The following is a 15583-nucleotide window of genomic DNA, read 5'->3' on the forward strand; positions in this document are numbered from 1 at the left end:
TGGTATACCTAATTGCAACACCACAAGTCGACAGGACTCCATGACCGCTCCCAGCCCTCCACCGTCCGCGGCCTCTGCCCGTGCCGGGGCCGACGCCGGGTCGCAGACGCTCCAGCTGTTCGAGCGCCTGCGGTCGGCCGTGCTCAACCTCGACCTGATGCCGGGCGAGCGCCTCACCGAGCGGGGGCTGGAGGCCGCCTACCACGCCTCCCGCACCCCCGTGCGCGCGGCTCTGATGCGCCTGGAGACCGAGGGGTTGGCGCAGCGCGACGGCCGCGGCTGGATCGTGGCGCCGATCGACATCGACGAGATCCGCGCCCTGGCCGAGTTGCGCGAAGCGGTCGAGACCGCGGCGGTGCGACTGGCGGTGCAGCGCGCATCCGACTCCGACATCGCCGGTCTCGCCGAACTGCTCGAGACCGCACGGCCGACGGAAGACGAGGAGGAGGTGGTGCGGGCCGGCGGCGACTTCCACGTCGAACTCGCGTCGCTCGCGGGCAACGCGCCGATGACCGATGCCGTGCGCGGCGCGATGACACGGCTCGCCCGCACGCGCTGGCTCGAAGTGCGCACCCCCGATTCGCGGGAGCACGCGTGGAATGAGCATCGGGCGGTCGTCGCCGCACTGCGGGCACGGGACGCGTCGCTCGCGTCGGAGCTGCTGGCGACGCACATCCGCTCGACGAACGAGCGCCTGGTGGAGCACCTGGCCGGCGAACGCCGTCGCCTCCGCGCGCGCGGTCTCTCGATCGTGGAGTCTCCGACTCGCCCGGCGTCGTGAGCCCACTCGCGCTCAGGCGTGGGAGCGCAGGAACTCCACCGTCGCCTGCTTGAAGACGCGTGAGGTGATGGCGTTGATGTGGTTGCGACCCGGCAGGGCCAGGAACGCCGCGTGCGGGATGACGGCGGCCAGCTGCTCTGATTCGGCGGCGATGTCGTCGTCGCTGCCCGCCACGATCAGCATGTCCTGATGCGGAATCCGTTCGCGTGGCCGGAACTCCCGCCGCCGCACCGCCTCGGCCAGTCGCAGCAGCGCCTGCGGATCGTTGCCGGCATCGGCCCGCATCATGGCCAGGTAGCGGGCGGTCGTCGGGTCGTCGACCCCTGCGGCGTGCTCGACCGCCGCCCGCGCCTGCGCGAGGTCGAAGCCGACGAACGAGCCCGAGACGGGCATCCCGCCGAGAACGAGCGAACGGACGCGGGCCGGATGCCGCAGCGCGAGCTCCCAGGAGAGGCGGGCGCCCAGCGAGTAGCCGAGCAGGTGAGCGCTGTCGAGGCCGAGCTCGTCGAGCACCCCCACCAGGTCGGCGTGGAAGCGCGCCGGCCCGTAGGCACCGATGGCCCGCGGCCGGTCGCTCTCGCCGTGGCCGCGCAGATCGACGGCGACGCCCGAGAAGCCGCCCTCGATGAGCGGCCGCGCCCATCCGGCCCTCAGCCAGTTGCCGTCGCGGCTCGAGGCGAAGCCGTGCACGAGCAGCACCGGCGGATGAGCGGGGTCGCCGAAGCGCTCGTAGGCGATCCGCACGCCCTGCGACATGACGACAGGCACACCTCGAGCCTATGCGGCCCACGCCGGGTGGCTGGCCGCGCGCTCCCTCCCGTCGGCCCGCTGTCGCCGGTCGGCCGCGCGCTCCGGCACCCACCCGGCGCTCGATCCGTGGCCGATAATGAACGCGTGACCCCCACATCCGACCCCATCCAGACCCTCGCCGACTCGGTGCGCTGCCCGTGCCTGAGCGGGGAGGTGTACGGCGAGTGCTGTGGTCCGTTCCACCGGGGCCAGGCGCACGCGCCCACCGCCGAGCGGCTGATGCGCTCGCGCTACTCGGCGTTCGCGGTCGGTGATGCCGGCTACCTGCTCGACACCTGGCATCCGCGCACCCGTCCCGGCGACCTCGAACTCGACCCGGCCCTCCGCTGGTTCCGGCTCGACATCCTCGGCCGCACGGGCGGCGGCGTGCTCGACTCCGAGGGCACGGTCGAGTTCGAAGCCCACTACCGGACGCGCCCCGCGACGCCCGACGTCTCCTCCACCACCGGCACGCAGCACGAGAACAGCCGCTTCACTCGCCTCGACGGTCGGTGGTTCTATGTCGACGCCGTCTGATCCGCGCCCGGCCGAACCGCCGCCGAATACCCAGCCGGCCCGCCCAGCCCGGAGCGGCCGTGGGCACCGCGTCCGCCGCGTGCTGATCGGAGTCGGACTGCTCGCCGCAATCGGGCTCGGACTTGCGATCGCCTCCGGCTACTGGACCACCGACCGCCGGCTCGCGGAGGGCACTGCCGAGGAGGCCACCGAGGAGTCGTTCTACCAGGTGCCCGATCCGGTGCCGGCGGCCGCACCGGGAACCCTCCTGCGCGAGGAACCCCTCCTCAGCGCACCGAACGGCTCGAAGGCCTGGCGCATCCTCTACCATTCGACCGATGTGCACGGCAGCGACATTCTCGTGTCGGGCGTCGTCGTGGCGCCCGATTCGCCGGCACCGCCGGGTGGGCGTCCGATCGTCTCCTGGGGGCACCCGACCACGGGCGCCGCCCAGCGCTGTGCGCCGTCGCTCGGGATCGCGCCCTTCGACGTGATCGAGGGATTGACGCAACTCCTCGATGCGGGCTATGTCGTGGTCGCCACCGACTACTCCGGCATGGGCGCTGCAGGGCCGGACTCCTACCTGATCGGCGACACCGAGGGCAACAACGTGCTCGACGCGGCGCGGGCCGCCCGCGCGCTCGACGGCACGGGCGCCGGCACCCGCCTCGTGCTCTGGGGCCACTCCCAGGGCGGCCAGGCCGTGCTGTTCGCGGCGCAGCGGGCGGCCGACTATGCTCCCGAGTTGCACCTGCAGGCGGTCGCGGTGGCGGCTCCGGCCACGAACCTCGCGGAACTCCTGAAGGCCGACGTCGGAGATGTCTCGGGCGTGACGATCGGGTCGTACGCCTTCGCGGCCTACTCCTCCGTCTACGAGCCGACGACTCCGGGGGCCACGCTCGAGAGCATCCTGACTCCCGAGGGGGCGGCGGTCACCGACGAGATGGCAGCGCTATGCCTGTTCGGCCAGAACAGGGAGCTCCACGACATCGCGACGCCCTTGATCGGCAAGTACCTCGCGGGCGACCCCGGAACCACCGAGCCGTGGGCCACCCTGCTCGCCCAGAACACGCCCGGCGGCGTGCGTCTGCCCGTTCCGCTCTTCGTGGCGCAGGGCGACGCCGATCAGCTGGTGCGCCCCGAGATCACGGCGCAGTTCGTGGCCGGCGAGCGTGCCCTCGGCACCGAGGTGACCTTCGAGACCATCGCCGACACCGGCCACGGCCTCGTCGCCCTGCGCGCGGTGCCGAAGCTCGTCGACTGGCTGAAGACGGCCGCTCCGGCGTCTTCGACGGCACCCTCCACCGCACCGGCCGGCTGATCCGTCGGCCGAACGGGTTGCGGATGCGCGCGAGAGGCGCACGATGGAAGGCACCGAGACAGAGCGGAGCGACCCATGACCGCATCCAGCGATCGCGACAAAGATCCCAACCTCGACGAGTACGCCTACGAGCACCGGATCGACGACGACTACGGGCCGGGCGACGACAGCGCGTCGGCCGACGAGCACGCCGACAACCCGCATCCGGACGCCGACGGCGACGTCACCGACCCGGCGGCGCCCGACGACACGTCCGGCGTGATCGACCCGGACGCCGACTGAGCCCGGACGCCGACTGAGCGCCGGAGATCTGCTGAGGAGGAGAAGCATGACCGTGAAGCTGAACCGGGCCGGCGTCTCGCACGCGCGCTCGCTCATCGAATCGGGTGCCGTGGTGCGCGACGACTGGAGCGAGGCCGCTGCGAGTGCCGCCGACGAGAACGCCTTCATCGAGGAGCACGGCTTCGGGGAGTACGCGAAGTGGTTCCTCGGCGTCGATTCCGAGAAGTCGGAGGAGACGAAGGGCCGCTACAGCTTTCCCTACGGCGACTTCGCGAAGGTGCGCCGCGGTGGCGTCATCTCGGCGGAGGGTCGCGCCGCCCAGAACGACCACGACGACATCGCGAAGGCCGCGAAGCGCCTGCTGCACCTCATCGACGGCGACTGACGCGAGAATATGTGCATATAGGCGCGACCGACGCCTATAGCGCGTCGGTCTTCGCTATTTGCGCAATTACTAGCGTCGACGGGAAGATTCGGCGCGCGCCGGCGGTTGCCTCCAGCACTCCCCGCGACGAAGAGGTGCTGCCGTCATGACCATCACGCCCGTTTCGATGACCCCCACCCCCACCGTGCGCGAGCAGGTCGACCGCCTGATCGAGGCCGGTCTCCCCGCCGCAGCCGGCGTCAGCGCCGAAGAACTCCGCAGCCTCGCCTCGGGTCTGCGCGCCGGACCCGACTCGATCCTCGCAGTGCACCCACGGCTCGCCGCGGCGAGCGCGCTGGCGCCCCTGCTCAGCCGCAACGGCAAGCGCGGATTCGTGGTCGGCGACCTGACCGATCTCGACGAGTTCACCGCCATCGATGGCGTCGAGCTGCCCGATCGCCCGCTCTACCTCGTCCACGCCATCGACCGCGGCGACGACATGTCGAACTGGAGCCCCGCCGAGGCCCTGCCCGAGATCACGGCGCGCGGTCGGCGACCGCTCACCGTGCACGAGGGCATCAGCTGGTTGCTGCAGCAGCCGGAGCAGCTGCAGCCCGGCAAGTGCTTCATGACCATCGGATCGCGCCTCATCCGGGACGGCGCACTGGATGCCCGCACTCCCGCCATCTGGATCAGCGGCGGAACCGGCCGCGACGGCCGTGCCCGCCGCGGCGCCCCGAAGCTCGGCTGGTGCTGGGCCGGCAACCGTCACACCTGGCTCGGCTTCGCCTCCACCCCACGGTGAACGACCTGCACCGAAACGACGAAGACCCCGAGTCATCGACTCGGGGTCTTCGTTCTGTGCGCCCTAAGGGATTCGAACCCCTGGCCTTCTGATCCGTAGTCAGACGCTCTATCCAGCTGAGCTAAGGGCGCAGTGTGCGAACGACTTCTCCGCACGAACATCAGAGCCTAGCATGCCGGGAATGGGCGTCAAAGTCGGCCCCTGGCTCTGCGCCCGACAGGCGCGTACCCTGGGATCACGACGAAGCGGGGACACCGACCCGCGATTCACGACGCCCGAACGTGCCTGCCGCGACTTGCCTCTCGGCGCTCCTGTCCGAGTCATCCACTCAATGACGAGGAGACGATTGCGATGCTGAAAGAACAACACACCGTCCTGCCCGCGAGCGACCTGCAACGGGCACGGGGCTACTACCACGACAAGCTCGAACTCGACCCGAACGAGGAGCACGAGGGTGTGCTCATCTACCGGCAGAACGAGGGTTCCGGCTTCGAGCTCTACGAGACCGAGAACGCCGGCACCGCCCAGAACACCCAGATGGGCTGGATGACCGACGACCTGCGATCCGAGATGCAGCGGATGCGCGACCACGGCGTGGTCTTCGAGGAATACGACTTCCCCGAGATGAAGACCGTCGACGGGATCGTGACGATGCCCGACGGATCGATGGCCGCGTGGTTCCGCGACAGCGAGGGGAACTTCCTCTGCGTGTCGCAGCGGGCCCCTGGGATGGGGGGCTGAATCGGGCAGCCGGAACCGCAGTGACGGGGGCTGGTGAGACGATGGACGCATGCCCGACGCCTCGCCCGCCTCCCGCGGCAGCAGCTGGCAGTCCGTCGTCGGCGCGCTGACGTCCGCCGATCCTCGCGAGAACGAGCCCACCACCCCGATGGGCCTCCAGTTCGAGGTGCGTGAGCTCTCCCCTCGCACCCACGACCGCTGGCGCGGCCCCACCGCCAAGACCGCGACCGATGCCGAGGCCGACCCCACGACCCGCCCGCCCCGGCGGCTCGGGGTGCGGCCGGTCATCCGGGCGGCATCCGGCTCCTACGTCAAGGCGAACGTCACCTGGGGTTCGTTCGCCCACCAGCTCAACCGCCTCAACCTCGATCCCGAGCACCACCGCTGGTTCGCCCAGTTCGCCGCCCTGCACCGCGCCACCCGCGAGGGCCTCACCCCGCCCGAGACCGACTGGCTGAACCTCGACGATTTCGCCAGCCCCCTGCTCTGGCAGTTGCTGGCCGAGGGCGAGCGCCGCGGAATCGAGTTGCTCACCTCGGCGAAGGGCGGCTCCGTGCGAGTGCTGGGCCGCGCATCCGTGGGCCTGGATGCGCGACTGCGGCCGGGCGGGGCGCTCCAGCTCACGCCGACGGTCGCGTTCGGCACAGGCGCGGGCGAAGGCGCAGGACCGGCGGCCGACGCCCCTGCCCCCACCGACTGGCCCGCCACCGACACCGGCCCGATCGGCGACCACGGCGTCTACGGCTACGCGCGCCTGGGCGAGCGCCCCGAGATCGTGCTCGCGCCGACGGCCGCGCCGCTCACACCTGGCGAGCAAGGCCTGCTCGGCCAGCCGACCCTGCGCATCCCCTCGGCCGAGACGGCGCAATTCTTCGACGAGTACTACCCGAGCCTGCAGCAGGGCGTCACCATCACGAGCCCCGACGGCTCGCTCGAGCTACCCGAGGTGCCGCCGCCCGTGCTGGTGCTCACGGCGCGCTTCCGGTCGGGCGACGTGCTGCAGCTCGACTGGGACTGGGTGGGCCAGCGCGACCCGGCAGCCGAGAAGCGCATCCTCGCGACGACGGCGGTCGAGCTGGATGCCGTACTCGTGCGCTTCCCGCCGCGCATCGACCCGCTCTCCCCCTCCCTCACGCTGCGCGGTGTGGAGGCCGCCGCCTTCGCCGAGCGCGCCCTGCCGATGCTCGACGCGCTCGACGGCGTGCGGGTCGACGTGATCGGCCCGAGGCCGTCCTACCGCGAGCTCGACGGGCATCCCGATGTCACGATCACCATGGTCGAGTCGCTGAAACGCGACTGGTTCGACCTCGGCATCGTGGTGAACATGAACGGCTACCGCATCCCTTTCGGCCCGCTGTTCAAGGCACTCGCGAAGGGCCAGAAGAAGCTGCTCATGGTCAACAAGACCTACCTGCGCCTCGACCACCCCGCTTTCGACCGCCTGCGCGAACTGCTCGAGGAGGCCGGCACCCTCGACGAGTGGGAGACCGGCGTCCGCCTCAGCAAGCACCAGGTGAGCCTCTGGAGCGACTTCGACGATCTCGCCGACGAATCGATCGAGGCCGAGAGCTGGCGGGCGGCGGTGGCCGGCCTGCGCGACGTCGAGTCCGTCGAGCCCACGCCCCTGCCGGCCGGCGTGAACGGCGTGCTCCGCCCCTACCAGAAGGCCGGATTCGACTGGCTCGCCTTCCTCTGGCGCCACCGGCTCGGCGGCGTGCTGGCCGACGACATGGGCCTCGGCAAGACCCTGCAAACCCTCGCCCTGATCGCCCACGCCCGCGAGTCCGCAGCGACGGCCGAACCGGATGTCGCATCCCGCCCCTTCTTGGTGGTGGCCCCCACGTCGGTCGTGTCGAACTGGGCCGACGAATCGGCCCGCTTCACCCCCGGCCTGACGGTGCGCCCCGTCACCGCGACCCAGGCGAAGAGCCCCACGTCGCTGAGCGAGGTCGCCCGCGGAGCCGACGTCGTCGTGACGAGCTACACCCTCTTCCGCCTCGACTTCGAGGCCTACCAATCCCTCGGCTGGGCGGGACTCGTGCTCGACGAGGCGCAGTTCGTGAAGAACCACGCCTCGAAGCTGCACGCCCGCGCCCGGGAGCTCGACGTCGACTTCACGCTCGCCATCACCGGCACCCCGCTCGAGAACAACCTGATGGAGCTCTGGTCGCTCTTCGATCTCGTGGCTCCGGGCCTCTTCCCGAGCCACGTGCGCTTCGCCGAGCACTACCAGCGGCCGATCGAGCGCGGGATCGACCCGCGCCTGCTCACGCGGCTGCGGCGGCGCATCCGACCGTTCCTGCTGCGGCGCACGAAGGAGGCGGTGGCGCCCGAACTGCCCGAGAAGCAGGAGCAGGTGCTGCACGTCGAGCTCGCGCCCGCCCACCGGCACCTCTACGACACGGTGCTGCAACGCGAGCGGCAGAAGCTGTTCGGCCTGATCGAGGATCTCGATCGCAATCGCTTCATCGTGTTCCGGTCGCTGACCCTGCTGCGGATGCTCAGTCTCGACGCCACGCTGATCGATGAGGCGCACGCCTCCGTGCCGTCGTCGAAGCTCGAGGTGCTGGTCGAGAACCTCGGCGAGGTGGTGGCCGAGGGGCATCGCTCGCTCGTGTTCAGCCAATTCACGTCGTATCTGACGAAGGTCGCGGTACGGCTGGATGCGGAGGGCATCGCCTACGAATACCTCGACGGCTCCACCCGCCGGCGCGCCGAGGTGATCAGCCGGTTCCGGGAGGGAGACGCGCCGGTGTTCCTCATTAGCCTGAAAGCCGGCGGCTTCGGCCTCACCCTCACCGAGGCCGACTACGTCTATCTGCTCGATCCGTGGTGGAACCCGGCGAGCGAGACGCAGGCGATCGACCGCACGCACCGCATCGGGCAGACGCATCCGGTGAACGTCTACCGGCTGGTGGCCTCCGGCACGATCGAGGAGAAGGTGATGGCGTTGAAGGAGCACAAGGCGAAACTCTTCGACGCCGTGCTCGACGACGACGCGCTGTTCTCCCAAGCGCTCACGGCCGACGACATCCGCGGCCTCCTGGCCTAGTTCAGGCGGTGAGCGTCCAGAGGTGATCGACCCCGCCGACCACCGCGACCACCGCGACGTTCTGCGTCAGGTCGGATTTCGCGAAGAGCTGCGTGACGCATCCGTAGACGCCGAATCGCTCGTGGAGCCACTGCGAGAGCGGGCGGGAACGGATGCCCTGCCAGACGAAGAAGACACCCTGCTTCTTGTCGCGGCCCTTGTAGGTGGCCTTCTCGTCGTCGCGGATCATCGCGATGGGCAACTCCGACTGGATCGCCTCCACCACCGCGCCGAGGTCGGGAGTGACCTCCGCCGGGTTCCAGAACACCCGCACGACGAACCCTGTGCCGGTTCCACCCGGTGCCTGCACCCCTTGGTAGGCGCCGACGAACCGCTCCTCGGCTCGGCTCCACAGCGCGTAGGCGGCCTGCGCCTGCTTCTTGGCGCCGAACACCTGGGGCTCGTCGCAGAGTGCGAGCAGCTGCTCGGGTGAGGTGAGCTGCGCGCTCAGTGCCGTGTAGTCCTGCATGTGATGATCCTTTCGTGTTCGATGGAGGCGGGTCAGACCGTGCCGAAGGGGTTGTCGATGAGGTAGCGCCAGCCGGTCGCCTCGTCGAACACGGCCACGTCGGCGGTGCTGCCGCCGAGCGACACCGGCGAGCCGTCGGGGCCGGTTCCGCTGAGCGACCAGTCGGCCACCACGAGTCCGGTACCGCCGGCGGCGAAGGCGCGGCGAACGGTCATGCCGATGGGCAGGCGCAGGGCGAGAAACCCCTCGAGCGCCGCGCGCACATCCGCCTCGCCGTGCACCGGCTGTCCGGGTGCCGGCACGAAGATCGCCCCGGGTGCATTGAGGGCCAGCAGGCCGTCGACGTCTCCGGCGTTGAATCGCTCGGCGAACGCGAGGGGGAGCTGGTCGAGCTGGGTCACGAGAGTCATGGAACGTCCTTCATTCGTCAGGCGGGCCGGCCGGGCCCACCGTGAGCCCGGTCGCGATCGGTCGCGCCTAAGGAGAAGGACGCACATCGAGCAAAGATGTGACAAACCACGCCGATCGGATGTCGGGAACTACGCCGTGCGGGCCAATGACAGATGCGCGATGGCCCTGCGGGCACGGGCGACGCGCTGCCGTACGGTCACCGGCGAGATGTGCAGAATGGCCGCGACCTCGGCCGCCGATCGTCCCTCGATCACGGTGAGCAGGAACGGCACGCGCAGACCGTCGGGCAGGGCGTTGATGTGCACCAGCGCCTCGTCGAGAGCGGCCCGGATCTCCACGTCGGCCACCACGTCGTTCGGATCGGCGATCACGTCGTCCAGCGCGACGAGCACGGGCCGGCGCCCGCGCTGGGCGTCGATGACCGTGTTGCGGGCGATCGTGTCGAGCCAGGCGCAGAGCGGGCCGGCGTCGGCCGACCGCAGCGTGTCGACGGATCTCCACGCCCGCAGTGCCGCGGTCTGCGCGATGTCGTCGGCGTCATCCGGCCGCACGCCGAGCGAGATGGCGCGGCGCCGCAGCCGCTGCGGATCGCTGCCGATCATCGCCTCCAGAGATGCATGCCGTGTCGAACGCTCCATCCGCATCGGAATTGCCACCGCCCCGCCTTGTCACCCGTGATCGAACGCCCCGATGGGCGCCGGATCATCCAATCACATCGACGAAGGCGAGCCGCTCCGAGCCGGGGCCGAGCTGAACCTGGCCGTTGTCGGCGGCGAGCCGCAGCCCGGGCCTCAGCGCTCGATGCCGCCGTCGCGCAGGTGCCGGTACTGGCCCTTGAAGTAGAGCAGCGGCTCATGCTTGTGCCACTCCGTCGGGCTCATCTCGTTGACCCGACCGATCACGATGGAGTGGTCGCCCGCCTCGTGCTCGGCCCAGATGTCGCAGTCGAGCCACATCAGGGTGTCGGCGATCACCGGGTTGCGGTTCGCGGTGGCCGTCCACTCGATGCCCGCCCACTTGTCGGTGCCCTTGCGCGCGAACTGGTTCGACACCGTGTGCTGGTGATGCGAGAGCACGTTCACCGAGAACTTGCCGGTCTCCCGGATGCGCGGATAGGTCGTGGAGTTCGTCATCACGCTGAACGACACCAGCGGCGGCTCGGTCGACACCGAGTAGAACGACTGGCAGGTGAAACCGACCGGTTCCGGCCCGTTCGGGCCCTCCTCGAGTCCGCCGATGATCGTGATGCCGGAGGCGTAGTGCCCGAGTGCGTCGCGGAAGGCGCGCGGGTCGATGGCGGCGCCGGTCGTCTGGGTGATCGTCATGCCGACACCCCCTGAGTCACTGCCGCGACACTCGCGAGCCGGGCCAGGTTCGCCGCGTACTCCTCGGCCGCGGCGCCCACGATCTCGTCGAGGTGGTCCATCTGCCCGGCCACGAAGTAGAAGCCACGACCCGGCACGATCGCGCCGAGCTCCACGAGCAGCGGCGCGAGGTTCACGGTCGGACCCATCGAATGGGTGAGGTCGGCGCCGGTGAGCACCGGGATGGCGGTCACGCCCGCCAGCCCGTTGGCCGGATACCGGTCGAGGAAGGCTTTGAGCAGGCCCGTGTAGGTGGCCTTGTAGGTGGGTGAGGCGAACACGGCGAGATCGCTCGACGCGACGCGGGCGTTCAGCGCCGCCATCTGCTCCGACGGCCACGCGAAGATCTCGGCGGTGTGATCGGCGAGGTCGATCACGTCGAGGTCGTAGGAGCCGGGCTCCAGCAGCTTCGCGACGAGCGTCTCCGCCACCGTGCGGGTGCGGGACTGGGGTTTCGGATTTCCGACAACGACGGTGACGGTGATTGTCATGTGTTCCCACTTCTGACCGATTGACAGGAGATGAGGATGCGGCAACGCAGCATCGCTCACACACCACCGAGATCTTGTGGCCCGGTGGGCCCGCAACGGCTCACGTTGCTCTTCCAGTATCGCCCGGCTCGGTTTCAGCCGTATTTCGTGGGTAACTTTCCGTCACAACCGGGCGGCAGCGGATGCAGCGCCGGCCAGGCCCCCGGCGCTTCTTAACCAGGCGGTAACACAGGTGGACAGCGCGATGCCGGCTGCCTCGCTACGGTTTCAGAATGTCGCGCAATCCGTTCGTGGTTCTCGGGGCGGTTCTGGCCGGGCTGCTCATCGCAGCCGGTGCCCTGTTCTTCGTCGTGGGCCTCGACGGCCCCGACAGCGACTTCCGCACGATCGACGATGCGCACCGCTTCCTCGTGGAGGAGGGCACGCTCGGCAGCACCGCCGAGGGCGTCTCGCCCGACGAGGACATCGTTCGCGCTTGGACCGTGTTCACCGCAGTGGCCGGCGTCGACACCGAGCACATTGCCGTCTTCGAGGTCTACCACGACCCTGACGACTCGTCGTCGGCATCGGTCTCTCGAGACGACGCCGACGACGCCTTCTGGGATCTCACCGTCAACACCGCTTGGAATGACGACGCGAACGAGCTGCTGCACACGATGATCCATGAGTACGGGCACATGCTGAGCCTCTCCGACGGCCAGGTCTCACCCGTCGCCGGAGCGTGTGCCACTCTTCGCGTGGTCGGGGGCTGCGCGCGCGCCGACTCGGTGATCGCCGGTTTCGAATCGGCATTCTGGAAGCGATACGGCGCGGAGGCGCCCCGTGCCGAGGCTATGGGGACGGAGGACGCCGCGGTAGCCGACTTCTTCGACTCGCATGGCGGATTCGACACCTTCGTGACCGAGTACGCCGCCACGGGCGTCGTCGAGGACCTCGCAGAGAGCTGGGCCGACTATGTGCTCTCCGACACGCCCGGCTTCTCCTACCGCGACGCGACCGGCACGGCCGAGTGGTCGCAGAAGGTCCGCTTCTTCGACGGTTTCCCGCCGTTCGCGGAGCAACGCGATCGCATCCGTGAGGCGATCGGCGTCGCGGACGGGCCCGGTCAGGCGGGCAGCTCCACCAGCTCCACCAGCGGCGTGTAGCCGAAGTGCGGGAAGGCATCCGCTGTGCCCGCGTGCGTGAGGTGACCGTCGACGGTCGAGACGGCGGGTGCGAGTGCCGCGTTACGTGCCACTGCGTCGCGCCAGCCGCGATCGGCGAGCTGCACCACGTAGGGCAGGGTCGCGTTCGTGAGCGCGTAGGTCGAGGTCGACGAGACCGATCCGGGCATGTTCGCCACGCAGTAGAAGATCGAGTTCTCGACACGGTAGGTGGGCTCGTCGTGCGTGGTGGGGCGGGAGTCCTCGAAGCAGCCGCCCTGATCGATCGCGATGTCGACGAGCACCGAGCCCGGCTTCATCCGGCTCACCAGCTCGTGCGACACCAGCTTCGGAGCCTTCGCCCCCGGCACCAGCACGGCGCCGATCACGAGGTCGGCCTCCAGCACGCTGCGCTCGATCTCGTAGGCGTTGGAGACCACGGTCTTCGCGCGGCCGCCGAACACCTCGTCGATGTGGCGCAGCCGCGGGATGGAGAGGTCGAGCACCGTGACGTCGGCTCCCGCCGCGAGCGCCTGGGCCAGCGCGTTCTCGCCCGCCATGCCGGCGCCGATGATGGTGACCTTGGCCGGGCGCACCCCGGGAACCCCGCCGAGCAGCACACCACGGCCGCCCTGCGAGCCCATCAGGTGGTAGCTCCCGACCATCACGCTCAGCCGTCCGGCGACCTCGCTCATGGGGGCGAGCAGCGGCAGTGACCCGTCGGCCAGCTGCACGGTCTCATAGGCGATGGAGGTGGCCTTCGATTCGAGCAGTGCGTTCACGAGCGGCTCGGCCGCGGCGAGGTGGAGGTAGGTGAAGATCAGCTGGCCTTCGCGCATCCGGCTGTATTCCGGGGCGATCGGCTCCTTGACCTTCACGATCATCTCCGCGGTCCACACGGTGTCGAGGTCGACGACGGATGCGCCGGCCGCTTCGTACTCCGCGTCGGCGATCGCGGCGCCGAGGCCCGCGCCCTCCTGCACCATCACACGGTGACCGTGCTTGACGAGTTCGAAGACCCCCGACGGCGTCATCGCCACACGGAACTCGTTGTTCTTGATCTCTTTCGGAACACCGATGATCACGGTCGTTCTCCTTCTCCACGCGGGACGGCTTCTTCGCTTTCTGCATCGAAATTATCGAACCGATTTGTATGGTTGTCACTATCTCCGAATATAATTCGGTGCGCGGGAAATATTGCCCGCGTGAGTTCGGAAGAGGAAGCGGATGGCCACCATCGACGAAATCGACGAGCGCATCGTCTGGGAACTCTGCCGCGAGGCCCGGCTTCCGAACAAGGAGCTCGCCGAGCGCGTGGGCATCGCGCCCTCCACCTGTCTCGTGCGCGTGCGGGCCCTGCAGCAGAGCGGCGTGCTGCGTTCCTTCCACGCCCAGCCCGACTGGGCCTCCCTCGGACTGCCGATCGAGGCGATCGTGGCCGTGCGGCTCAAAGCCCAGGCCCGGGCCCAGATCAAGACCTACGCCCAGCGCGTCATCACGCTGCCGAACGTGCTGAACGTATTCTTCCTCGGCGGCGCCGACGACTTCCTCATCCACGTGGCCTGCACCTCCACCGGGCAGCTCCGTGACTTCGTGGCGACCGAGCTCAGCATGGACAACTCGGTCGCGTCGACGCAGACCAACATCGTCTTCGACCACCTGATCGGCGTCGAGCACATGCAGGAGGGGTCGAGCTGGAGCCAGGTGCGCGAAGCCGTCGCCGCTCCGCCGGCCCGCGCGCTGCCCTGAGCACGCCCTAGGCTCGACGGGTGAGTACGGATGCGTCGCCCCACCCTTTCCGCGTCGTCGTGATGGGAGTCTCGGGTTCGGGCAAGTCACTGATCGGATCGGGTCTCGCGGCTCGGCACGGGTGGGTGTTCGTCGACGGCGACGACCTGCATCCGGAGGCCAACGTTGCGAAGATGGCCGCCGGCATCCCGCTCACCGACGCCGACCGGTGGCCCTGGCTCGATGCCGTGGCCGCGACCCTGGCGGGGTCGCCCGGAGGCATCGTGGTCGCCTGCTCGGCGCTCCGCCGCGTCTATCGCGACCGCATCCGGGCCGCCGCTCCCGACGCCGTCTTCGTGGAGCTCGCCGGCTCGCGGGAGCTGCTCTGGGAGCGGATGACCGCGCGCCCCGGCCATTTCATGCCCGCGTCGCTGCTCGACTCCCAACTCGCGACCCTCGAGCCGCTCGCCCCCGACGAAGCGGGCGTCATCGTGAGCATCGACGGACCGCCGGCGGAGGTGCTGGCTCGTGTCGACGCCGCCGTGACTCCCCGCCCGCCCGTCATCTGACCGCCGGCCCCTTCGCTCCTGCTCGGTCGCGTGGGAAGCGCGAGGGCAGTGAGGGTCAGACCCAGAAGCCGCGATGCACCTCGGTGGCCTCCGCGAGGGCGACGGGGCCCACCACCTCGACGTCGCGGCCGCCGTGGGCGAACACCTCGCGGCAAGGCAGCGCCATCGTGGGCACGCCCTCCTGGGCGGCCACGAGTTCGCGCAGCTCCGACTCCGAGAGGGCGAACACGACGCGCGGGATGCCGGCCCAGTAGATCGCTCCGCTGCACATCGCGCACGGCTCGGTGCTCGTGTAGAGGGTGCTGCCGGCGAGCTCGGCCATCTCGAGGCGCTGCCCGGAGTCGCGCACGAGGTTCGTCTCGGCGTGCCCGATGGGGTCGTGGCCGGTGTTGACCGTGTTCATCGCCTCGATGACAACGCCGTCGGCTGTCACGAGCAGGGCGCCGAACGGATGGTCGCCGCGGTCACGGGCGGCCTGAGCGAGCGCCACGGCCCGCTCGAGGTGCGCACGATCGCCCGAGTCGAGCGCGACGGACTCATCGGCGAAAGGAACGGATGCGGCGGTTTCGGATGCGGCCATGCCACCACCTTCCCACGGATGCGCGCCGGGCCGCGCCGGCCCGGTTCAGTTCCGCAAACGTGCGGCCGACCGAGCCGTATACGGGCGCGATCGGCTCCAGAGGTGCGGTTCTGAACCGGCCTCAGCGCATTCGGCCCGT

General features: G+C 69.8%; 19 protein-coding genes and 1 tRNA gene. 11 read left to right on the forward strand and 9 right to left on the reverse strand.

The genetic code is table 11. From position 1 onward, the window contains the following. Nucleotides 1–40 precede the first annotated feature (40 nt). Nucleotides 41–781, forward strand: a complete 741-nt coding sequence (locus BLW00_RS03695; protein WP_092549337.1) for a GntR family transcriptional regulator — start codon at nucleotides 41–43, stop codon at nucleotides 779–781. Between the two features lie 12 nt (nucleotides 782–793). Here BLW00_RS03695 and BLW00_RS03700 read toward each other — a convergent pair whose 3' ends face one another. Next, nucleotides 794–1549 carry an alpha/beta fold hydrolase gene (locus BLW00_RS03700; protein ID WP_139256610.1) on the reverse strand — a complete coding sequence of 252 codons (756 nt, stop codon included), beginning with the start codon at nucleotides 1547–1549 and terminating at the stop codon, nucleotides 794–796. Nucleotides 1550–1675: 126 nt separating this feature from the next. On the opposite strand from BLW00_RS03700, the gene BLW00_RS03705 reads away from it, so the two are divergent. The 5 genes from BLW00_RS03705 (at nucleotide 1676) to BLW00_RS03725 (ending at nucleotide 4858) form a co-directional block, all read left to right on the forward strand. Then, nucleotides 1676–2107 (forward strand): YchJ family protein, encoded by a 432-nt coding sequence (locus BLW00_RS03705; protein ID WP_245741245.1) that lies wholly within the window; start codon nucleotides 1676–1678, stop codon nucleotides 2105–2107. Nucleotides 2108–2186: 79 nt separating this feature from the next. Then, on the forward strand, nucleotides 2187–3407 hold the full coding sequence (locus BLW00_RS03710; RefSeq protein ID WP_217634273.1) for an alpha/beta fold hydrolase: 1221 nt from the start codon (nucleotides 2187–2189) through the stop codon (nucleotides 3405–3407). A 75-nt stretch (nucleotides 3408–3482) separates the two neighbouring features. Next, nucleotides 3483–3689 (forward strand): hypothetical protein, encoded by a 207-nt coding sequence (locus BLW00_RS03715; RefSeq protein WP_092549345.1) that lies wholly within the window; start codon nucleotides 3483–3485, stop codon nucleotides 3687–3689. Nucleotides 3690–3735: 46 nt separating this feature from the next. Next, a complete protein-coding gene (locus BLW00_RS03720) occupies nucleotides 3736–4074 on the forward strand; it encodes a hypothetical protein (RefSeq protein ID WP_092549348.1) in 339 nt (112 codons plus the stop codon). A gap of 145 nt (nucleotides 4075–4219) precedes the next feature. Beyond that, nucleotides 4220–4858 (forward strand): DUF5701 family protein, encoded by a 639-nt coding sequence (locus BLW00_RS03725; protein ID WP_217634274.1) that lies wholly within the window; start codon nucleotides 4220–4222, stop codon nucleotides 4856–4858. Between the two features lie 57 nt (nucleotides 4859–4915). Here the strand turns inward: BLW00_RS03725 and BLW00_RS03730 are convergent. Then, nucleotides 4916–4989, reverse strand: a tRNA-Arg gene (locus BLW00_RS03730). A 220-nt stretch (nucleotides 4990–5209) separates the two neighbouring features. Between BLW00_RS03730 and BLW00_RS03735 the strand changes: the two genes are divergently transcribed. Both BLW00_RS03735 and BLW00_RS03740 read left to right on the forward strand, forming a co-directional pair. Then, the gene (locus BLW00_RS03735; protein ID WP_092549351.1) at nucleotides 5210–5599 is read left to right on the forward strand and encodes a VOC family protein; all 390 of its coding nucleotides are present in this window, start codon (nucleotides 5210–5212) and stop codon (nucleotides 5597–5599) included. Nucleotides 5600–5648: 49 nt separating this feature from the next. Next, nucleotides 5649–8651: a DEAD/DEAH box helicase gene (locus BLW00_RS03740; protein ID WP_092549354.1), complete on the forward strand. Its 3003-nt coding sequence runs from the start codon at nucleotides 5649–5651 to the stop codon at nucleotides 8649–8651. 1 nt (nucleotide 8652) lies between these two features. Here the strand turns inward: BLW00_RS03740 and BLW00_RS03745 are convergent, their stop codons facing one another. The 5 genes from BLW00_RS03745 to BLW00_RS03765 form a co-directional block, all read right to left on the reverse strand. Then, on the reverse strand, nucleotides 8653–9159 hold the full coding sequence (locus BLW00_RS03745) for a hypothetical protein (RefSeq protein ID WP_092549357.1): 507 nt from the start codon (nucleotides 9157–9159) through the stop codon (nucleotides 8653–8655). Nucleotides 9160–9191: 32 nt separating this feature from the next. Further along, on the reverse strand, nucleotides 9192–9569 hold the full coding sequence (locus tag BLW00_RS03750; protein ID WP_092549360.1) for a YybH family protein: 378 nt from the start codon (nucleotides 9567–9569) through the stop codon (nucleotides 9192–9194). Between the two features lie 129 nt (nucleotides 9570–9698). Beyond that, nucleotides 9699–10226, reverse strand: coding sequence for an RNA polymerase sigma factor (locus tag BLW00_RS03755; protein WP_245741247.1), 528 nt, complete (start codon nucleotides 10224–10226; stop codon nucleotides 9699–9701). Between the two features lie 135 nt (nucleotides 10227–10361). Beyond that, on the reverse strand, nucleotides 10362–10895 hold the full coding sequence (locus tag BLW00_RS03760; RefSeq protein WP_092549366.1) for a flavin reductase family protein: 534 nt from the start codon (nucleotides 10893–10895) through the stop codon (nucleotides 10362–10364). Further along, the gene (locus BLW00_RS03765; RefSeq protein WP_175494116.1) at nucleotides 10892–11425 is read right to left on the reverse strand and encodes an NADPH-dependent FMN reductase; all 534 of its coding nucleotides are present in this window, start codon (nucleotides 11423–11425) and stop codon (nucleotides 10892–10894) included. The genes BLW00_RS03760 and BLW00_RS03765 overlap by 4 nt, the downstream gene beginning before the upstream one ends. Before the next feature lie 272 nt (nucleotides 11426–11697). On the opposite strand from BLW00_RS03765, the gene BLW00_RS03770 reads away from it, so the two are divergent. Next, nucleotides 11698–12570, forward strand: coding sequence for a hypothetical protein (locus tag BLW00_RS03770; protein ID WP_092549369.1), 873 nt, complete (start codon nucleotides 11698–11700; stop codon nucleotides 12568–12570). On the opposite strand, the gene ald is transcribed toward BLW00_RS03770, so the two are convergent. Further along, entirely contained in the window at nucleotides 12531–13652 is a 1122-nt protein-coding gene (gene ald, locus BLW00_RS03775) for an alanine dehydrogenase (protein WP_092549372.1), read from the reverse strand. The two genes, BLW00_RS03770 and ald, sit on opposite strands and share 40 nt — an antisense overlap. A 142-nt stretch (nucleotides 13653–13794) precedes the next feature. On the opposite strand from ald, the gene BLW00_RS03780 reads away from it, so the two are divergent. Next, nucleotides 13795–14316 (forward strand): Lrp/AsnC family transcriptional regulator, encoded by a 522-nt coding sequence (locus BLW00_RS03780; RefSeq protein ID WP_092549375.1) that lies wholly within the window; start codon nucleotides 13795–13797, stop codon nucleotides 14314–14316. Between the two features lie 20 nt (nucleotides 14317–14336). Then, the gene (locus tag BLW00_RS03785; RefSeq protein WP_245741249.1) at nucleotides 14337–14864 is read left to right on the forward strand and encodes a gluconokinase; all 528 of its coding nucleotides are present in this window, start codon (nucleotides 14337–14339) and stop codon (nucleotides 14862–14864) included. Between the two features lie 55 nt (nucleotides 14865–14919). On the opposite strand, the gene BLW00_RS03790 is transcribed toward BLW00_RS03785, so the two are convergent. Then, nucleotides 14920–15444 carry a nucleoside deaminase gene (locus BLW00_RS03790; protein ID WP_092549381.1) on the reverse strand — a complete coding sequence of 175 codons (525 nt, stop codon included), beginning with the start codon at nucleotides 15442–15444 and terminating at the stop codon, nucleotides 14920–14922. Between the last annotated feature and the right edge of the window lie 139 nt (nucleotides 15445–15583).

It is taken from the genome of Herbiconiux ginsengi, from assembly GCF_900107435.1.
Lineage (GTDB): Bacteria > Actinomycetota > Actinomycetes > Actinomycetales > Microbacteriaceae > Herbiconiux > Herbiconiux ginsengi.